We start from the raw sequence: 16,420 nt of genomic DNA, 5'->3' as shown, positions 1-16,420 counted from the left end.
GGATAGTTGGCTAGAGAACGACCCATGAACGGCCCTCTCTCCGCAGGGGTCCCTATACCTCAGCCGAGTCGACGTCGTCGCGCAGATTTTCGATGATGAAGCCCTGCCTGTCGGGGGTGTTTTTTCCCATGTAAAAGGTGAGCATTTCCTTGAGGCTCTTGCCCTCCTCCATGCGCACGGGGTCCAGCCGCATATCGGGCCCGATCATAAAGCCAAATTCATCGGGTGAAATCTCTCCCAGTCCCTTGAAGCGGGTGACCTCGGCATTTTTCCCCAACTCGGCCAAAGCCGCATCCTTTTCCTCCTCGTCGTAGCAGTAGAGCGTCTTTTTCTTGTTGCGCACGCGGAAGAGCGGAGTTTCCAGGATGAAGAGGTGCCCTTCGCGAATGAGTTCGGGGAAGAACTGAAGCACGAAGGTGAGCAGCAGGAGGCGGATGTGCATGCCATCGACATCGGCATCGGTGGCGATAACAACCTTGTTGTAGCGCAGGCTGTCGAGACCGTCCTCGATATTGAGGGCCGCCTGCAGAAGGGCGAATTCCTCGTTCTCATAGACGATCTTGCGACTGAGGCCAAAGGTGTTGAGAGGCTTTCCGCGCAGGGAAAAGACGGCCTGGGTCTCGACGTCGCGGCACTTGGTGATGGAGCCGCTGGCACTATCGCCCTCGGTGATGAAGATGGTGGTCTCCTCGCGGCGCTTGTGCTTGGTGTCGTAGTGAGCCTTGCAATCGCGCAGTTTCTTGTTGTGGAGCTTGGCTTGTTTGGCCCGGTCGCGGGCCAGCTTCTTCACTCCTTTGAGCTCCTTGCGTTCCTTTTCGGCCTGCAGAATGCGCTTTTGCAAGGCCTCCGCCACCTCCCCATGCTGGTGGAGGTAGTTGTCGAGCTGTTCCTTGAGAAAGTTGCCGATAAAGGTGCGCACCGTTTCGCCCTCGGGAGCCATATGGGTGCTGCCGAGCTTGGTCTTGGTCTGACTTTCAAAGACCGGCTCCTCCACACGCACGCTGATGGCAGCCTCAATGCCGGATCGGATGTCGGCGGGATCCCATTGCTTTTTGTAGAACTCCCGCAAAGTCTTGACCAGGGCCTCGCGAAAGGCCGCCAAATGGGTGCCCCCCTGGGTGGTGTGCTGCCCGTTGACGAAGGAATAATACTCTTCCCCGCTGCCCAAGGTGTGGGCGAAGACGACATCGATGTCGGGACCTTTCAAGACGATGGGCTCATAAAGAGGTTCCTCTTCCATTTCCTCGCGGAGGAGGTCCAGCAGGCCATGCTTGGACTTGAAGCGCTGGCCATTGAAGACCAGGGACAGGCCGGGATTGAGGAAGGAGTAGTAGCGGCACATGCGGGCCACGTAGCCATCGCGCCACCGCACCCGTTTGGGGAAAATGGTATTGTCGACCTCGAAGGCGAGGCGGGTGCCGGGCTCGCTGATGTCGTCGCGGGGAGTCTTCATTTCATCGACCACTTCCCCTTTGGAGAACTCGATGGCCTTGGTCTCTCCCCCCCGCCAGGCCTGGATTTCGAAGAAAGAACTGAGAGCATTGACCGCCTTGATGCCCACGCCATTAAGCCCCACCGACTTCTTGAAAGCCTCGGAGTCATACTTGGCCCCGGTATTGATCTGGGCCGCGCAGTCATAGAGCTTGCCGAGGGGGATGCCGCGGCCGTAGTCCCGCACCTCCACCCGTCCTTCTTCATCGATCTCGATGCGGATCTCCTTGCCGTAGCCCATCACGTATTCATCGATGGAGTTGTCGATGACCTCCTTGAGCAGGATGTAGATGCCGTCGTCCGGGGAAGAACCGTCCCCCAGCTTGCCAATATACATCCCCGGGCGCAGGCGGATGTGTTCGCGCCAATCGAGGCTCTTGATGTCGTCTTCGGTGTAGCCAGCCATTCTTTAAGCGGTCTTAATCAAGGGACTGCAGGATGGTCAACGCCGCTTCGAGCCATCCTGAGGCATGAAGCCCCGCCAGGTGACAATTTCGTCACCTGATTTCTTACTCCCAACGCGCGCCGCTCCTGACTATAGAGTTCGCGTGTCCGATAATTCTGGAAAAATCCTGGTAGTGGAAGATGAGCGCGACGTGGCGGAGTTGGTGGGCTTCAATCTCGAGCGAGCCGGCTACGAGGTCATCCTCGCCCACGACGGCCTGCGGGGGCAGGAACTCGCTCTGAAAGAACGCCCTGACCTCATTGTGCTGGACCTCATGCTGCCTGGCAAAGACGGGTATTCCGTTTTCAAGGATTTGCGCCGCGACAACCGCACCTCCCACACCCCGGTGCTGATGTTGACTGCCCGGGCCCAGACCGAGGACCGCATCAAAGGTCTGGAAGTCGGCGCCGACGACTACCTCACCAAGCCCTTTTCTCCCAAAGAGCTGGTCCTGCGGGTCAATGCCATCATGCGCCGCACCGAGTCCACGCCTGGCTCGGTGGAAGTGAGCGCGGGCCCCTTCCGCCTCGACAAAAACAACATGAGCTTCTACCTCAATGAGGAACGGGTGGACCTGACCTCCACCGAGTTCAAGCTCCTCCTTTTTCTGGTCGAGCGGCCCGATAGCGCGCAGGACCGCAACCAGTTGCTCCGCACGGTATGGGGCTACTCCGACGAGGTCCACAGCCGCACCCTGGATACCCACATGAAGCGTCTCCGGAGCAAGCTGGGGCCCTACGCCAACCTCGTCGAGACCGTGCGCGGAATCGGTTATCGCCTCAACGTTTCCTAGATGGACCTCCTCTTCCACCTACTCTGCCTTTCCCTGGCGGTGACCTTCGGGATCCTCTGGCACCGGCAACGCGTGCTGGCCCGGGCCAACGAAAACAAATTGGGCAAGGCCCTCCGCCGCCAGAAGAAACGCCTCCGCGGCGAACAAGACCGCTTGCTCAATGCCCTGAGCGACGCCTTCCTCCTCATCGGTCCGGATGGCCTCATCATTTTTGCCAACGAGACCACCACCGAGCTGATGGCCGGCCGGCTCATCCAGGGCCGCAACTACAAGGAAGTCTTTCTCGATGATCGATTCACCGACCCCATCGAGGAATCCCTGCACAGCGGTCGTGGCGTTCTCCATCACGTCGTGCTCCCCCAGCAATCCTCTCCCCGGGGCCATCTGGAAAAGCGGGGAGAAACCGCCTGGATCATTGATGCCGCCCCCCTCAATCGCAATGCCAAGAAAACCATCACCCGGGTGGTGATTCGCGACGTGACCGCCGAGCACCAGACCGAACAAGTGCGCAAGGACTTCGTGGCCAATGCCTCCCACGAACTACGCACCCCCCTTTCCATCATCAATGGCTACCTCGAAAACATGGTCGAGGGCGAGATTTGCAACCCCCAGTTCATGCAGCGCTCCCTAACCGTGATGCAAAAGCACGGCGAACGCATTGCCCGCATCGTGGAAGACATGCTGGTCATTTCCCGCCTGGAATCCGGAGAAGCCGCCGCCCTCAATCTCTCCCCCTTCCTCCTCACCGACTGCGTGAGCGAAGTACTCGACCGCCTCGAGCCCATGATCGCCCAGCAACAGACCAAGATGAAGGTCAAGATTCAGGACAAAGACCTGACCCTCATGGGCGACCGCTTTTACTGGACCCAGGTCTTCTTCAATCTGGTCGAAAATGCCCTCAAACAAAATCCCCGCCGCCCCCTCAAAATGGAGGTGGGAGCGGAGCGAAAACCGGATGGCGACCTGCTCCTCTGGGTCTCGGACAATGGCGTCGGCATTCCCAGCGCGGATCTCCCCTTCATCTTCCGCCGTTTTTACCGGGTCGAAAAGCATCACAGCCAGGGAGCCATCAAAGGCACCGGTCTCGGGCTTTCCATCGTCAAGCGCGCGGTAGAGGCTCACCACGGGCATATCGAGGTCACCTCCGTGCCCGGCCAGCGCACCGCTTTTCTCATTCACCTCCCAGCCAAAGTGGTCACCGCCCCCTCACTTCCCCCTGCGGGCAGCAGCGAGCCCTTGGTAGCCGACCGCAAAGACGAGGCCAGCCAGCGCGCAGAGCACCGCTAGAATCAGCCAGAATCCCGTCCATCCCCAGCCACCAGGCTGCAGACAAGCCCGGAAAATCCAACCCGAGACGAAAATCCCTGTGATCTGCCCCATCCCCCCGGTGACAATGGTCAACAAGGCTTGGGCCTGGCTGCGCAACTCGCGCGGCACCCGCCGATCGACGAAGAGCCGACCCGACTCGAAAAAGAGCGTCCAGCAAAAGCCGTGCATGAAAATGCCCAGCGTGACCCACGCCAATTGGGCCCACCGCGACCATTGTCCCTCCCCCCAGGCTCCGGCAAAGCAGAAAAGATAGCGGGCCAAGCCCAGGGCGAGAGCGATGAGAAAAATCGACTTCACCGGCAGGCGGCGGAAAGTCCACCCAATCAACAGCATGGCCGCAATCTCGGATGTTTGCCCCACCGTCATCACCGTGGCCACCTTTTCCACCCCCAAAGAAGCCAAAAACTTCGGCGTGTAGATGTAGTAAGCAGCCAACGGAACCATGAAGAGAAAGGCCGTTAAAAAATAAACCCCGGTATCGCGATCCTTCAGAATCACCACCGCGCGCAATCCCAGACTCTCCACCAAGGACTTGCTCCGCAACCCCGAGGGAGGAGTGGGCGGCAGAGCAAGACAGAAAAGGGTCGCCACCGCCCCCACCCCGGCTGCCACAATGCCCGCCATGGGCGATTGGTCGAGCGCCGCCCAGCTGATCCCCCACCCCGCCAGCATCCAGCCAATGGTCCCCCACACCCGCACGCGACCAAATTGCCGCTCGGGCTCGGTCAGATGAGTCAAGGTGATTGACATCAACAATGGCCACGCGGGCGCCCCCAACAGTGCTTTCAAAATCAAACAGACGAGAAATCCCGTCTGCGAATCCGCCTCACCGAGAAACCAGAAGGCCGCCGCCGTCGAGAGCACATTGGCCCCCATCACCAGCGCCAGAACCCGTTCGGCATTCACCCGCTGATCCGCCACCGCCGCCAAACAGAGCGGCGACAAAATGGTCCCCAGAGCCGGAATAAAAAAGGCCCAGTCCGTCAGTCGTTCCCAGCCCTTGGCTTCCAGAATAATGGACAAAACCGGATTCCAACAACCCGGCATCGCCGCAAGCAAAAAGAAAACGAGCGCAATCCGCCCCTCAATGGACTTTTCTGACACGCGCGCAGACTAGGTCGTCGCGTCTCCATGCCAAGCCCGGACTCCATTCCGAGAAGGAAAACAGACATTGCAATTCCCGGGGAATGACGAATGCTTGCCGCTGTGAAGGGCTCCTTTCCCAGCGACTCCCAATGGCAACAGCTTCGCGACAAGACCGGTGGTGCGGCTCCCGGGCAACTCGCCGACGAAGTGCAACGGCGACTGCTCGTGGCTAAACAGTGCTTTGCCGAGCTGGATCGCCCCTTGCGTTTTCTCTTCCCCGCCCTCCTGCTGGCAGTCATGGGCTCGCTCGCGTTCACCTGGTTGACGACCGAGCACGAGACCTCCCCGCCCCCGCCCTCTGACCTTTTCTCCCTCCAGCCGGAGGCTTTTCTTTTCGCTCCGCATTAAGGGCCGCCATGACTCGCAAAGGTTTTCTCCTCCTTGTTTTCATGGGCTCGGCGCTCTGTGGCGGGCTCAGCTCCTGGCTGGTGCTACGATTCCAGCAAAAGCCACCCATGGTTCACCATCATCTCCCCGGAGAAGAGGAGCCGGACTTCCATCACTGGCTGCATCACGAACTCCGACTCTCGCCCGAACAAGAAGCAGCCATGGCCCCGCAGGAAAAAGCCTACCACCGGCAGCAGGAGGACATTCGCCAACAGTTGACCCGCGCTAATGAGGAACTGGCCCATGTCATTCTCCTGGCCGATGCCCCTGATCGCGAGGTGGAAAGCGCGCTGACCGAAGTCAACCGCTTGCAAGGCGAACTCCAGGCTCTCACTTTGGACCACTTTTTCGCGATGAAGGAGCATCTCGATGCCGACCAGGCGCGTAGTCTCCTGCAATGGGTTCACAACAGCATCTCACATGAGCATTGACCGTCACCTGCCCTTTGCCAGCGCGGCACATTGGAAGTCCCTCCGGCAGGAAACGGTCAGCGGGGACTCGCTCGCGGAGTCTCTCGAGCGGCGCGATCTGACAGCAGCCGCGCAAGGAGATTGCCACGCCTACCAGCGCTTGGTGCTGAGCTATCAGGATCGCATTTATCAACTCTGCTTCCGGCTCCTGGGCTGTCGCGACGATGCCGCCGAGGCCTGTCAGGATGTCTTTGTGCGCGCCTTCCAGGCCCTTCCCCGCTACCGCCCGGAGGCCAAATTCTCCACCTGGCTGCACCAAATCGCCCTCAATCGCTGCCGGGATTGGCGCAAGCAACGTTCCCACCGCCTCCGCTTGCTGAGCGATTCCCTGCAAGCGCAGGAAGACCCCGATTTGCCCTGCGGAAAAGAGCAGCCCGATGCCCAAGCGGGCTGGAGTGACGAGGTCGCCCGCTTGGAACAGGGCCTGGCAGCCATCGCGCCCCGGCACCGCGAAATTTTCGTCCTCGTTTGCGTGGAAAACCTGCCCCATCGCGAGTGTGCCCTCATCCTCAACTGCTCGGAGCGCGCCATCGAGGGTCGTCTCTACCGCGCTCGCAAGGCCTTGCAGCGATGGTGGGAGAGCCAGCCCCAAGACCCTTCTTTTTCCTGAAAAAAATGCGTGGGGCCGCCGCCGGAAAGTCGTTTCACCCCCCTGTATGCGCGTTCTCTCTTCCTGCACTTGCCTCCTTTCGCTGGGCTTTCCAGCCTCCCTCTCCGCCCAGACCGCCGAGCTCCCGGTGACGGAGCTGGAGGCGACAGCGGTGACCGCCGAAATGCGGGCGCCCCATGGGGACAAAGTTCTCCTCAGTCCCGACGCTCTCGACGGTCCCTCCTCGGTGAGCGAAGTCACCCACGAGGACCTCGCCCGGCAGCCCATCGTCTCCTACCCGGACCTTTTCCGCCAAGTGACCGGTGTGACGGTCAACGATTTCGGACAAGGCGGCGTCGGCTCGGGCATCGCCTTGCGTGGCTTCCCCAGCGGCGACCACGGCAAGGATGTGGCCGTTTTCGTCGATGGCATTCCCCTCAATGAGCCCGGGGGCTCGCCCTCGGGTTACACCGATCTCAACCTCCTTATGCCCGAGCTCATCGAGCGCTTCGAGGTCATTCGGGGTCCTGCCAGCGTGCGCAGCGGCAACTTTGCCCTCGGAGGGACCATCAGGATTGAGACCTTTGCCCGCCCCGATTGTGGACTCGCGCTCTCCGGTGGCAGCTACGGGGACGCCCGTGCCCAGGGCACAATGGGCTTCTCCGCCGGACGGGTCGATTTGTCGCTTTCCGCCAGCGCCGAGACTAGCAATGGCTACCGCGACAACTCCGATCTGGAAGCCTTCAACTTCCTCGGCAGCGCAGCCTTCGACCTCTTCGGAGGCAGCGGCATCCTCCGCCTGCAAGCTTACCAAAACGATTTCGGCGCGCCGGGCTATCTCAATCGCGACCTCATCGAAAGCGGGGCTTTCAGCGAAAAGGAGGCCGTCGACGATACCGATGGCGGAGACAAGGACTTCGTCAGTGTGGGCTTCAACTTCCGCCGCGATGAAGAGGGAGCAGGCCGCACTCAGGCCACCCTCTACGCTCTGCGCAATGAGACCACCCGCTGGGCCAATTTCGGCATCGAGCCGGGCACGGGCAACCAGGGTCAGCGCGATGTGGAAACCACAGTCCTGGGCGGTCGCCTGGAACGCTATTGGGACTGGTCCCCGGTGGGATTCCTCCTCGGGGCAGACCATCGTTCCGACTTCGGGAGCTTGCAGAATTTCACCACCGTCCGGCGGCAGATCACTGGCGAAACCCGCCATCTCGACTACGAGCAGCATAACCCCGCGCTCTATAGCCAACTGGACTACCAGCCCTTCGCTTGGCTCAAGCTCACTGCTGGCGGACGCTACGATCACCTCTTCTTCGAGTTCGAGGATCGTCTCGCGGGCACCAGCGCGAGAGACAGCGACGACGGCACCTTCAGCCCCAAAATTGGCTTGGCAATTACGCCAGCCCCCGGTTTGACCTTTTTCGCCAATTACTCGGAAGGCTTCCGGGCCCCTGCCGTGGCCGAGGAGTTGCCCGTCAATCCCAACCTCGGTCTCTCCGAGCAACAATCCTACGAGGTCGGTCTGACTTACAACGACGAGCGCTGGGAAATCCTCCTCAATGGCTATCACTCCGAGCTGGAGAACGAAATTCAGGCCGCCCCCAGCGGCTTCGCTTTGCAGAACCTCGGCAAATCCCGCCGCATCGGCGCCGATCTGGAGGCTCGCTATCAGGCTTACGACGACGGAGCCTACCGCCTCGCCCTCCTGGGTTCGCTGAGCTATGTCGATGCCGAGCTCCTCGGCGACGATGGCGGTAGTATTCCCCAGGTGCCCGAGTTCCGGGCGGGAGCGGGGTTCGAGCTGGAATACCGCCCCCTCGACGGAGATTCCATCATCGGCCTCCGCACCGACTATGCCTGGATTGGAGAAACCGATCTCAATGCCTCCGGCTCGCGGACCGCCGATTCCTACTCCCGCCTCTCGGCCAAGCTTTCCTATCGCAAGGAAGCCTGGAACAATTTCTCGGCCTACCTCTCGGCCATCGCCTATCCCGACGACCGACTGGCAGAATCAGCCTTCGACTTTGGCGATGTGGTGGCGGTTTCCGCGCAAGCTCCTGTCATTATCAACACCGGAGTCTCTTTGACTTTCTAATAAAATCTCCCAAATTCACCCCATCTCACCACTCTCATGAAATTCGCTCCTTTGAAAAACTGGCTCCCAGCCCTCTTCCTCGCCCACCTTCCTTTCACCGCGCAGGGTCACGACTTCGCCCTCATCCCCAAAATGAGCGGCCCGACTCTCTCTGCGGTAGAGGGACGCTATGGTCACCCCGGCGCTTGGGAAAAATCCGACCCCTACCGCCTCCTGACCCTCGATCTTCATGCCGGAGGAGAAAAATCCTCCCTCTTGGCGGATGTTATCACTCCCCCGGCCGCCATTCCCCAGCCAGTCGCCTCCATTGCCAAGCACGAAGGCACCGTCATCGTCACCGCCACCTATGACAATGGTTACTGGGTCGCCATGGAGGACAAAAGCTACTTCCAAACCACCAAAAAAATGATGGCCGGAAGAGAAGGAGTGGCCGGTTCCAGCCACAATATCAAATTCGCCAAAACCCTCGTCACCTCCGCCGAGAGCAAGGGCTTCGAGGCCGTCCTAGGCCAACAGCTGGAAATTGTTCCTCTCGCCAATCCCGCTTCCCTGGAGGCAGGCGACACCTTGCCTGTGGGCGTCTTCTTCGAGGGCAAACCCTTGCCCGAGGCCAAAGTCACGGTGGTGGAAATCACCGAGCCCATGAGCGACTCCTCGCCCTCCGCCACCACCGATGCCGAGGGCACCGCGCAGGTTCCGCTCGCCCAAGGCGGATTCCTCGTCCTGCGCACCGATCATGTGGCGGAAGGGAGCACGCCTGAGCTCGCGGACGAAGATCACTTTTCCGCTACTCTCGTGCTCGCCATCGGTTCCTGACCGCCCCGCCCGCTTATGCTCACCATCGCCTCCCTCCGCTTTCGCTATCCCCGCAGTGATTTCTCCCTCGCCATTGAGGAGTTCTCGGCGGCCGATGGCGAAGCAGTGGCTGTCGTGGGCCCCAGCGGCTGTGGCAAGACCACCTTGCTCCAACTGGCAGGCGGCATCCTGACCCCGGAGCAAGGCTCCGTTCATCTAGGCGAGACCTCGCTCAACGACCTCCCGGGGCCGGAGCGGGATCAGCTGCGGCTGCGCCAGATCGGTCTCGTCTTTCAGGAATTCGAGATGGTCCCCCACCTCAGCGTGCGCGACAATATCCTTCTCCCCTCCTATCTGGGCCACCCGCTCCCGAAAGGAAAAGAGCGAGCCCGGGAGCTGGCCGAGACCATGGGCATCGCGCCTCATTTAGGAAAAAAACCGGACAAACTCTCCCAAGGAGAACGTCAGCGGGTGGCCATCTGCCGCGCCCTCGTCATCCAGCCCGCCCTCCTCCTCGCCGACGAGCCCACCGGAAATCTCGACCCCGCCAACAAACGGGCCGCCCTCGACCTCCTCATTGCCCAGGCGCGCGAGAACCACTGCCCGCTTGTGGTCGCCACCCACGACCACGACCTCCTGCCCGCCTTCGATCGCGTCGTCGACTTTGCCCACCTCAACGCCCCTTCCGCCCGATGACCGGCATTCCCTACCTCACCTGGCGCTATCTCTGCCACCGTCCTTTCCGCACTCTGCTGCTGATCTTCACGGTTTCCCTCATGATCTACCTGCCGCTGGCCGTGCAGCTCTTTGTGAAAGAAAGCGCCCGCCTGATGCAAGCCCGCGCCCAGACCTCCCCCCTCCTCGTCGGCCCCCGAGGCAGTGCCACCGACCTCGCGCTCAGCAGCCTCTATTTCACCCCCAACTCCCTCCCGCCCCTCGACTTCCTGAGCTTTCGCAAAACGCAAGCTCTCCGCCTGGGCACCGTGGTCCCGCTGCATCTCCGCTTCCGCGCCGGTTCAGCCCCCATCGTGGGCACCTCCCTCGCCTACTTCGAACAACGCGCCCTCACGCCCGCCAGCGGCCGCCTTTTCACCCGCTTGGGCGACTGCGTGCTCGGCGCTGCGGTGGCTGAGAAACGAGGCCTCTCCGTGGGCGACTCCCTCATTTCCTCCCCGGAAAATGTCTTCGACCTGGCCGGTGTCTACCCCCTGAAGATGCGCATCACCGGCATCCTCGCTCCCGCCCGCAGTCCCGATGATGAAGCGGTCTTTGTCGACCTGAAAACCGCCTGGGTCATCGAAGGCCTCGCCCACGGTCATGAAGACCTCAGCCAACCCGCTGCCGCCGATGCCGTCCTCTCCCGCGAGGGCGACACCATCCGCGCCAATGCCTCCGTGCGGGAATACAACGAGGTCACCGACGAGAACGTCGACTCCTTCCACTTCCACGGCAACCAACTCGACTTCCCCCTCTCCTCCCTCCTCCTCTTCCCTTCTTCCCCCAAAGCCCGCGCCCTCCTGCAGGGAAAATTCGACGACCCCGACAGCGATCAGCAAATCATCGTCCCCGCCGATTCCCTCGCCCAGTTGCGCGAGACCCTCTTTGCCACCAGAAAGCTCGTCTTCACCGGCTTCCTCGCTCTCTCCGCCGCCTGCGCCCTCCTCGTTCTCCTCGTCTTCACTCTCTCCCTGCGTCTGCGCGAGGGCGAGATGAAGACCTATCGCAAGATCGGCCTGAGCCCGGGCGGCTTGCTTCTGCTCAAGGGCGCCGACCTCCTAGTCATCATCCTCACCGGCTCTCTCACCGCCTTCCTCGCCCTCCTTCTCACCCGCCAATTCGCGGCCGATCTCCTCACCTCCCTGCTCTGACTACTCCCTTTCGCATGAAAACCACCCGCATTTTCCCTCTCCTCCTCGCTCTCCTCGCCCTTCCCACGCTGCGGGCCGAGGAAAAGCGCCCCGTGCTCGCTCCCACCAATTACCCTCTCAAAGACTTCTCGACCCGCCTGGCAGGCTCCTTTGCCGACATCCTCTACCAAATCCCCGCCGACCACGATCCGGCCTTCTGGAAACCCACCGACGAGGAAGTGGCCCGCATTCAACAGGCCGACCTCATCATCATGAACGGAGCCACCTACGAAAAATGGGCCGTCACCACCTCCCTGCCCTACGAGGGACTCGTCGACACCTCCCTCGGCTTCGTGGACCGCTATCTGGAAACCCCCGGTGCCATCGTTCACTCCCACGGCAACCAGGGCACCCACTCCCACGGCGGCACCGCCTACATCACTTGGCTCGATTTCTCCCTCGCCCGCCAGCAAGCCCTCGCCATTCATGACGCCCTCCTCAACACCTTTCCCCAAAAAGAAAAAGCAGTGAAAGCGGCCTTTGCCCAACTTGAGCAGGACTTGCAGACCCTCGACCAAACCACTCGCGAAGCCCTTGCCGACTTCCAAGGCCAAGCGCTCCTCGCCAGCCACCCCCACTACCAGTACTGGTCCCGAGCCTACGGGGTAGAAGTCCACGCTCTCCTCTGGGAAGCCGGCATGACCATTGATGAGAAGGCCGTTGCCGATTTCGAGGCCCTGCGCGCCCAACACCCTGCCGCCCGCATTTTCCTCTGGGATACCGCCCCCAGCGAAGCGAACGCCGCCTTCATCCGCAAACAAGGGCTCATCAACGTCGTCTTCTCCCCCTGCGCCACCCCCCCGGCTGAAGGCGACTTCCTCAGCGTAATGAAAGACAATCTTCAGCGCCTGCAAAAAGCCCTCACGGAATAGCAACCAGTGCTCGTCGGGAGATGGACCCGGGTGCCGCCGAATCATCGCGCGACGTTTTTCAGCAAAACTGCCCGATCTGCTTGGTGACACGCCCGGGTAAGGTCCGACCAGAGAGCATAAAAAAACGACCTCTCCCGCAGGAAAGGTCGTTGGCAAAATGTGCTGACTCAGAGGCCGGAATTAACCGAGGGTGAAGGTTTCCTCGTTGTCCGGAACCTCAGTCACCTTGGGCTTGGATTCGGCAGCTGCTTTTTCAGCCGCCGCCCCCTTCTGCTCACGAAGAACAGCCTTGATGGACATCTTCACACGGCGCTTGTCGTCGATGCCAATGCACTTGGCAGTAACGGTGTCGCCCACCTTGCAGACGTCCTCGGTCTTCTTGACCCGCTCTTCGGCCAGCTCGGAGATGTGGATGAGTCCGTCCTTGCCGGGCAGCACTTCCATGAAGGCTCCAAAGTCCTTGGTGGAAACAATGCGGCCGGTGTAGGTCTCGCCCACTTCGATCTCCTTGAACATGCGGTCCACCATTTCCTTGGCGCGCTGCAGGCTCTCACCCTTGCTGGCGTAGATGTTGACGGTGCCGTCATCCTCGATGCTGAGGTCGGCGCCGGATTCGGCTTGGATGGCTTTGATGTTCTTGCCGCCAGGCCCGATGAGCTCGCCGATGCGATCGGGATCGATCTTGATGGACTCGATGCGAGGGGCGTTTTCGGCCAATTGACCGGGAGCACTGATGGACTCGGCCATTTTGTTGAGGACCAGAGTGCGGCCGCCAATGGCTTGGTCGATGGCTTCTTCCAAGATGCTCAGCGGAATGCCGGGGAGCTTGAGGTCGAGCTGATAACCGGTCACGCCCGCTTCGCTGCCGCAGAGCTTGAAGTCCATGTCGCCGTAGAAGTCCTCGCTGCCGATGATGTCGAGGAGGGTCTTGTATTGCTGGATGGTGCCGTCTTCGCTGGTTTCAGTGACCAAGCCCACGGAGATTCCCGCCACCGGACGCTTGAGGGGCACCCCGGCGTCGAGAAGGCTCATCACGCCCGCACAGACGGTGGCCATGGAGGTGGAGCCATTGGACTCCATCACCTCGGAGCTCACGCGGATGGCGTAAGGGAAGTCGCTTTCGTCGGGCAGGACGGGAACGATGGAGCGCTCGGCGAGGGCTCCGTGACCAATCTCACGACGGTTGAGGCCACCCATGCGGCCGGTCTCACCCACCGAGAAGGGCGGGAAGTTGTAATGCAGGATGAAGCGCTTCTCGCTCTCGCCACCCGCGTAGTTGTCGAGATACTGGCGCTCGTCGCCGGGCGCGAGGGTCGCGATGCCCATGGCCATGGTCTCGCCGCGGGCGAAAATGGCGGAACCGTGCACCTGAGGCAAGCTGCCCACTTCGCCGTAAAGCTCACGGAGATCCTCGGGCTTGCGGCCATCGGCGCGCACGCCTTTTTCCATGATGGAGATACGGAAAGCCTTCTTCTGGATGTATTCGAAGACCTGCTCGATCTCGAACTCGGTGACCTCGGGGTGCTCGGCCTTGATGGCAGCTTCCACCTCATCACGGAGGGCGCCCACCTTCTTGCCACGCTCCACCTTGGAGGGAGCATAGATGGCGTCCTCGATGCGGTCGCCGGCCACGCGGTAGCCGATTTCCAGAAGGTCTTCCTTGGCCACGCAGACTTCGTATTCGCGCTTGGGCTTGCCGGCCCGGGCGGCGAGATCCTCGATGGCGACCACGATCTGGGTCACCGCTTCCTGGGCAAAGCGCAGGGCCGCCTTGAACTCATTCTCGGGGAGCTCATTGGCCGCCCCCTCAATCATGATAACGTCCGTCTTGTTGCCGACGTAAACGAGGTCGAGGTCGCTCTCTTCCCGCTGTTCGTGAGTGGGGTTGATGACAAATTCGCCATTCACCCGGCCCACGCGCACCGCGCCGATGGGGCCGGCGAAGGGAATGTCGGAGAGGCAGAGGGCGGCGGAAGCACCGTTCATGCTGAGCACGTCGGCGTCATTGATACCATCGGCGGACAGCAGCAGGGCCACGATCTGGGTGTCGTAGAGGTAACCTTTGGGGAAAAGGGGACGCAGCGGACGGTCGGTCATGCGGCAGGTGAGAATTTCCTTCTCGGTGGGACGGCCTTCGCGCTTGAAGTAACCACCGGGGAATTGGCCGGCGGCGGAGGCCTTCTCCTTGTATTCAACGGAAAGGGGGAACCAGGTCTGGCCCGCTTTCACTTTGGATTGTGACACGGCGGTGACGAGAATCACGGTTTCGCCACACTGCACGGTGACCGCGCCATCGGCCAATTTGGCCAGTTTTCCGGTTTCGATCGTCATGGGATTCACGCCCACCGGAATGTCAATTTTTTGTATGTTCATCTTCTATTTTTCGTTCGTCATTCAGAAGGCCGCCAAAATCAAAGAGGCGAGCACAAGGGCTCGCCTGAGGATTTTAGTGCCAAAAGAAACGGCCCCGACGTGAATCGGAGCCGTTCTGAAAGGGGAATTTAGCGACGCAGGGAAAGCCCTTTGAGGCAGGCCTGGTAGCGCTCTTCGGATTGCTCTTTCAAATAATCGAGCAGCTTCCGGCGCTTGGCGACCATCTTGAGAAGACCGCGGCGGGAAGAGTGGTCCTTCTTATGGTCCTTGAGGTGCTCGGTCAGTTCGCGAATCTTTCCGGTGAGCACCGCGATTTGGAAATCTGCGCTGCCCGTGTCATTCTCGTGCTGCTTGTAAGGAGTGGGATCGACCTTCTCGGCCAGGATTTTTGCTTTTGCGGCTGCTTTGTTATCGCTCATTATCGTAATGTCGTGCGCTTCAATCCAGCGGAATTGCCAGACTGCCCTTTTTGCGGGGAGGCGGGAGGTAAGCGTAAATCTCCCCCCAATGCAATCCGATTCGAGAGTTTTTTTCCTCCTCCGCAATCCCCCTTTAGAAAGACCTTCTCCTCCCCACCCCACCTTCCCCTGTCATATTCAGCGAAGGTTAATCCTTGCTAAATCGTCTCCGGCTGCTAACAACCCCGCCCCGCCGTGAGTCAGCAACTGAAAATCGCCCTGCCCAAGGGCTCCCTTCAAGCCCCGACCCTCTCGCTCTTCGAGAAGGCCGGATTCAATATTTATTCTTCCGATCGGGGACTACGCCCCTCTTCGGACGACTCTGATCTCGATATCTACATGATTCGAGCCCAGGAAATCGGCCGCTACATTGACCAAGGATTCGTCGACTGCGGCATCACTGGTTATGATTGGGTCTACGAAAACAAGGTCGACCTGACCGATCTGGCCGAGCTGCCCTACTCCCGAGCCTCGACCCGCCCCACCCGCTGGGTTCTGGTCGTGCCCGAAAATTCCGAAGTCCAGACCGTGCAAGATCTGGAGGGCAAGCGCATCGCTACGGAAGGAGTCGGCATCACCGAACGCTATCTGGCTGAAAAAGGAGTCTCCGCCAAACTCGAATTTTCCTGGGGGGCGACCGAGGTCAAGGTCCCCGATCTGGTCGATGCCATTGTCGACGTCACTGAAACCGGCTCTTCCCTGCGCGCCAACAAGCTCCGTATCGTCGACGAGCTCCTCAGCTCTTTCCCTCACTTCTACGCCAATCCCTCCTCCTACCAGGAAGAGTGGAAAAAGGAAAAAATGGACCGCATCGTCCTCATGCTCAAGGGCGCTCTGGAAGCCCGGGACAAAGTGGGGCTCAAACTGAATCTTCCCAAAAGCGCACTCGCTGCCGTCTTGGAAATTCTTCCCTCCCTGCGCCGCCCAACAGTCTCCCCACTCGCCGACGGAGATTGGGTGGCCGTGGAAACCGTGATCTGCGAATCCATCGCCCGGAAAATTATCCCTGACTTGAAAGTTCTTGGAGCGGAGGGTATCATTGAATTCCCCCTCAACAAAATCGTTCCCTGAATCCCCTTTCAACCACTCTCAAGAAAGCAAGAACCCCAACCCAAACAACCAACTTATGGGCTCGTTAAAGAAACGCCGAAAAACTAAAATCAACAAGCACAAGCGGAAGAAGCGCATGCGCGCGAACCGTCACAAGAAGCGCCTCCGCTACAAGTCCTAAGGCTTCTTCCGCCTTCGAGATCTTTTTGCCCGTCCCTTC

Annotated in this window: 16 protein-coding genes; 12 read left to right on the top strand and 4 right to left on the bottom strand. The window is 60.5% G+C overall.

What is annotated here, in order from left to right:
- Nucleotides 1-52 precede the first annotated feature (52 nt).
- Nucleotides 53-1,897: a DNA topoisomerase IV subunit B gene (locus JIN78_RS05485; RefSeq protein WP_200390941.1), complete on the bottom strand. Its 1,845-nt coding sequence runs from the start codon at nucleotides 1,895-1,897 to the stop codon at nucleotides 53-55.
- Between the two features lie 142 nt (nucleotides 1,898-2,039).
- On the opposite strand from JIN78_RS05485, the gene JIN78_RS05480 reads away from it, so the two are divergent.
- Entirely contained in the window at nucleotides 2,040-2,729 is a 690-nt protein-coding gene (locus JIN78_RS05480) for a response regulator transcription factor (RefSeq protein ID WP_307832982.1), read from the top strand.
- Nucleotides 2,730-4,016, top strand: coding sequence for a sensor histidine kinase (locus JIN78_RS05475; RefSeq protein ID WP_200390939.1), 1,287 nt, complete (start codon nucleotides 2,730-2,732; stop codon nucleotides 4,014-4,016). It begins immediately after the preceding gene.
- Here JIN78_RS05475 and JIN78_RS05470 read toward each other — a convergent pair.
- A complete protein-coding gene (locus JIN78_RS05470) occupies nucleotides 3,936-5,162 on the bottom strand; it encodes an MFS transporter (protein WP_200390938.1) in 1,227 nt (408 codons plus the stop codon). The genes JIN78_RS05475 and JIN78_RS05470 overlap by 81 nt on opposite strands.
- 102 nt (nucleotides 5,163-5,264) lie before the next feature.
- Between JIN78_RS05470 and JIN78_RS05465 the strand changes: the two genes are divergently transcribed.
- From JIN78_RS05465 to JIN78_RS05430, 8 genes are read left to right on the top strand one after another with little or no spacing between them, the layout of a single operon-like run.
- Entirely contained in the window at nucleotides 5,265-5,552 is a 288-nt protein-coding gene (locus tag JIN78_RS05465; protein ID WP_200390937.1) for a hypothetical protein, read from the top strand.
- A gap of 8 nt (nucleotides 5,553-5,560) precedes the next feature.
- Nucleotides 5,561-6,022, top strand: coding sequence for a periplasmic heavy metal sensor (locus JIN78_RS05460; RefSeq protein ID WP_200390936.1), 462 nt, complete (start codon nucleotides 5,561-5,563; stop codon nucleotides 6,020-6,022).
- A complete protein-coding gene (locus JIN78_RS05455; protein WP_200390935.1) occupies nucleotides 6,012-6,671 on the top strand; it encodes an RNA polymerase sigma factor in 660 nt (219 codons plus the stop codon). The genes JIN78_RS05460 and JIN78_RS05455 overlap by 11 nt, the downstream gene beginning before the upstream one ends.
- Before the next feature lie 46 nt (nucleotides 6,672-6,717).
- Nucleotides 6,718-8,745, top strand: coding sequence for a TonB-dependent receptor (locus JIN78_RS05450; RefSeq protein WP_200390934.1), 2,028 nt, complete (start codon nucleotides 6,718-6,720; stop codon nucleotides 8,743-8,745).
- 36 nt (nucleotides 8,746-8,781) lie between these two features.
- On the top strand, nucleotides 8,782-9,561 hold the full coding sequence (locus tag JIN78_RS05445; RefSeq protein WP_200390933.1) for a DUF4198 domain-containing protein: 780 nt from the start codon (nucleotides 8,782-8,784) through the stop codon (nucleotides 9,559-9,561).
- A gap of 15 nt (nucleotides 9,562-9,576) precedes the next feature.
- Nucleotides 9,577-10,236 (top strand): ABC transporter ATP-binding protein, encoded by a 660-nt coding sequence (locus JIN78_RS05440; RefSeq protein ID WP_200390932.1) that lies wholly within the window; start codon nucleotides 9,577-9,579, stop codon nucleotides 10,234-10,236.
- Nucleotides 10,233-11,408 carry an ABC transporter permease gene (locus JIN78_RS05435; RefSeq protein WP_200390931.1) on the top strand — a complete coding sequence of 392 codons (1,176 nt, stop codon included), beginning with the start codon at nucleotides 10,233-10,235 and terminating at the stop codon, nucleotides 11,406-11,408. Before JIN78_RS05440 ends, JIN78_RS05435 begins: the two co-directional genes overlap by 4 nt.
- A 14-nt stretch (nucleotides 11,409-11,422) precedes the next feature.
- The gene (locus JIN78_RS05430; protein ID WP_200390930.1) at nucleotides 11,423-12,319 is read left to right on the top strand and encodes a metal ABC transporter substrate-binding protein; all 897 of its coding nucleotides are present in this window, start codon (nucleotides 11,423-11,425) and stop codon (nucleotides 12,317-12,319) included.
- 180 nt (nucleotides 12,320-12,499) lie between these two features.
- Here JIN78_RS05430 and JIN78_RS05425 read toward each other — a convergent pair whose 3' ends face one another.
- Both JIN78_RS05425 and rpsO read right to left on the bottom strand, forming a co-directional pair.
- Complete coding sequence (locus tag JIN78_RS05425; RefSeq protein ID WP_200390929.1) at nucleotides 12,500-14,692, bottom strand: polyribonucleotide nucleotidyltransferase; 2,193 nt, start codon at nucleotides 14,690-14,692, stop codon at nucleotides 12,500-12,502.
- A 128-nt stretch (nucleotides 14,693-14,820) separates the two neighbouring features.
- Nucleotides 14,821-15,111, bottom strand: coding sequence for a 30S ribosomal protein S15 (rpsO, locus tag JIN78_RS05420; protein ID WP_200390928.1), 291 nt, complete (start codon nucleotides 15,109-15,111; stop codon nucleotides 14,821-14,823).
- A gap of 234 nt (nucleotides 15,112-15,345) precedes the next feature.
- Here rpsO and hisG point away from each other — a divergent pair, with 234 nt between their 5' ends.
- The gene (gene hisG / locus JIN78_RS05415) at nucleotides 15,346-16,221 is read left to right on the top strand and encodes an ATP phosphoribosyltransferase (RefSeq protein ID WP_200390927.1); all 876 of its coding nucleotides are present in this window, start codon (nucleotides 15,346-15,348) and stop codon (nucleotides 16,219-16,221) included.
- Nucleotides 16,222-16,276: 55 nt separating this feature from the next.
- Nucleotides 16,277-16,381, top strand: coding sequence for an AURKAIP1/COX24 domain-containing protein (locus JIN78_RS17845; RefSeq protein ID WP_133796641.1), 105 nt, complete (start codon nucleotides 16,277-16,279; stop codon nucleotides 16,379-16,381).
- The last annotated feature ends 39 nt before the right edge of the window (nucleotides 16,382-16,420 follow it).

It is taken from the genome of Roseibacillus ishigakijimensis (genome assembly GCF_016595415.1).
Classification (GTDB): domain Bacteria; phylum Verrucomicrobiota; class Verrucomicrobiia; order Verrucomicrobiales; family Akkermansiaceae; genus Roseibacillus; species Roseibacillus ishigakijimensis.
Note: the sequence above shows the minus strand (reverse complement) of the source record. Positions and strands in the feature narration are given on the sequence as shown.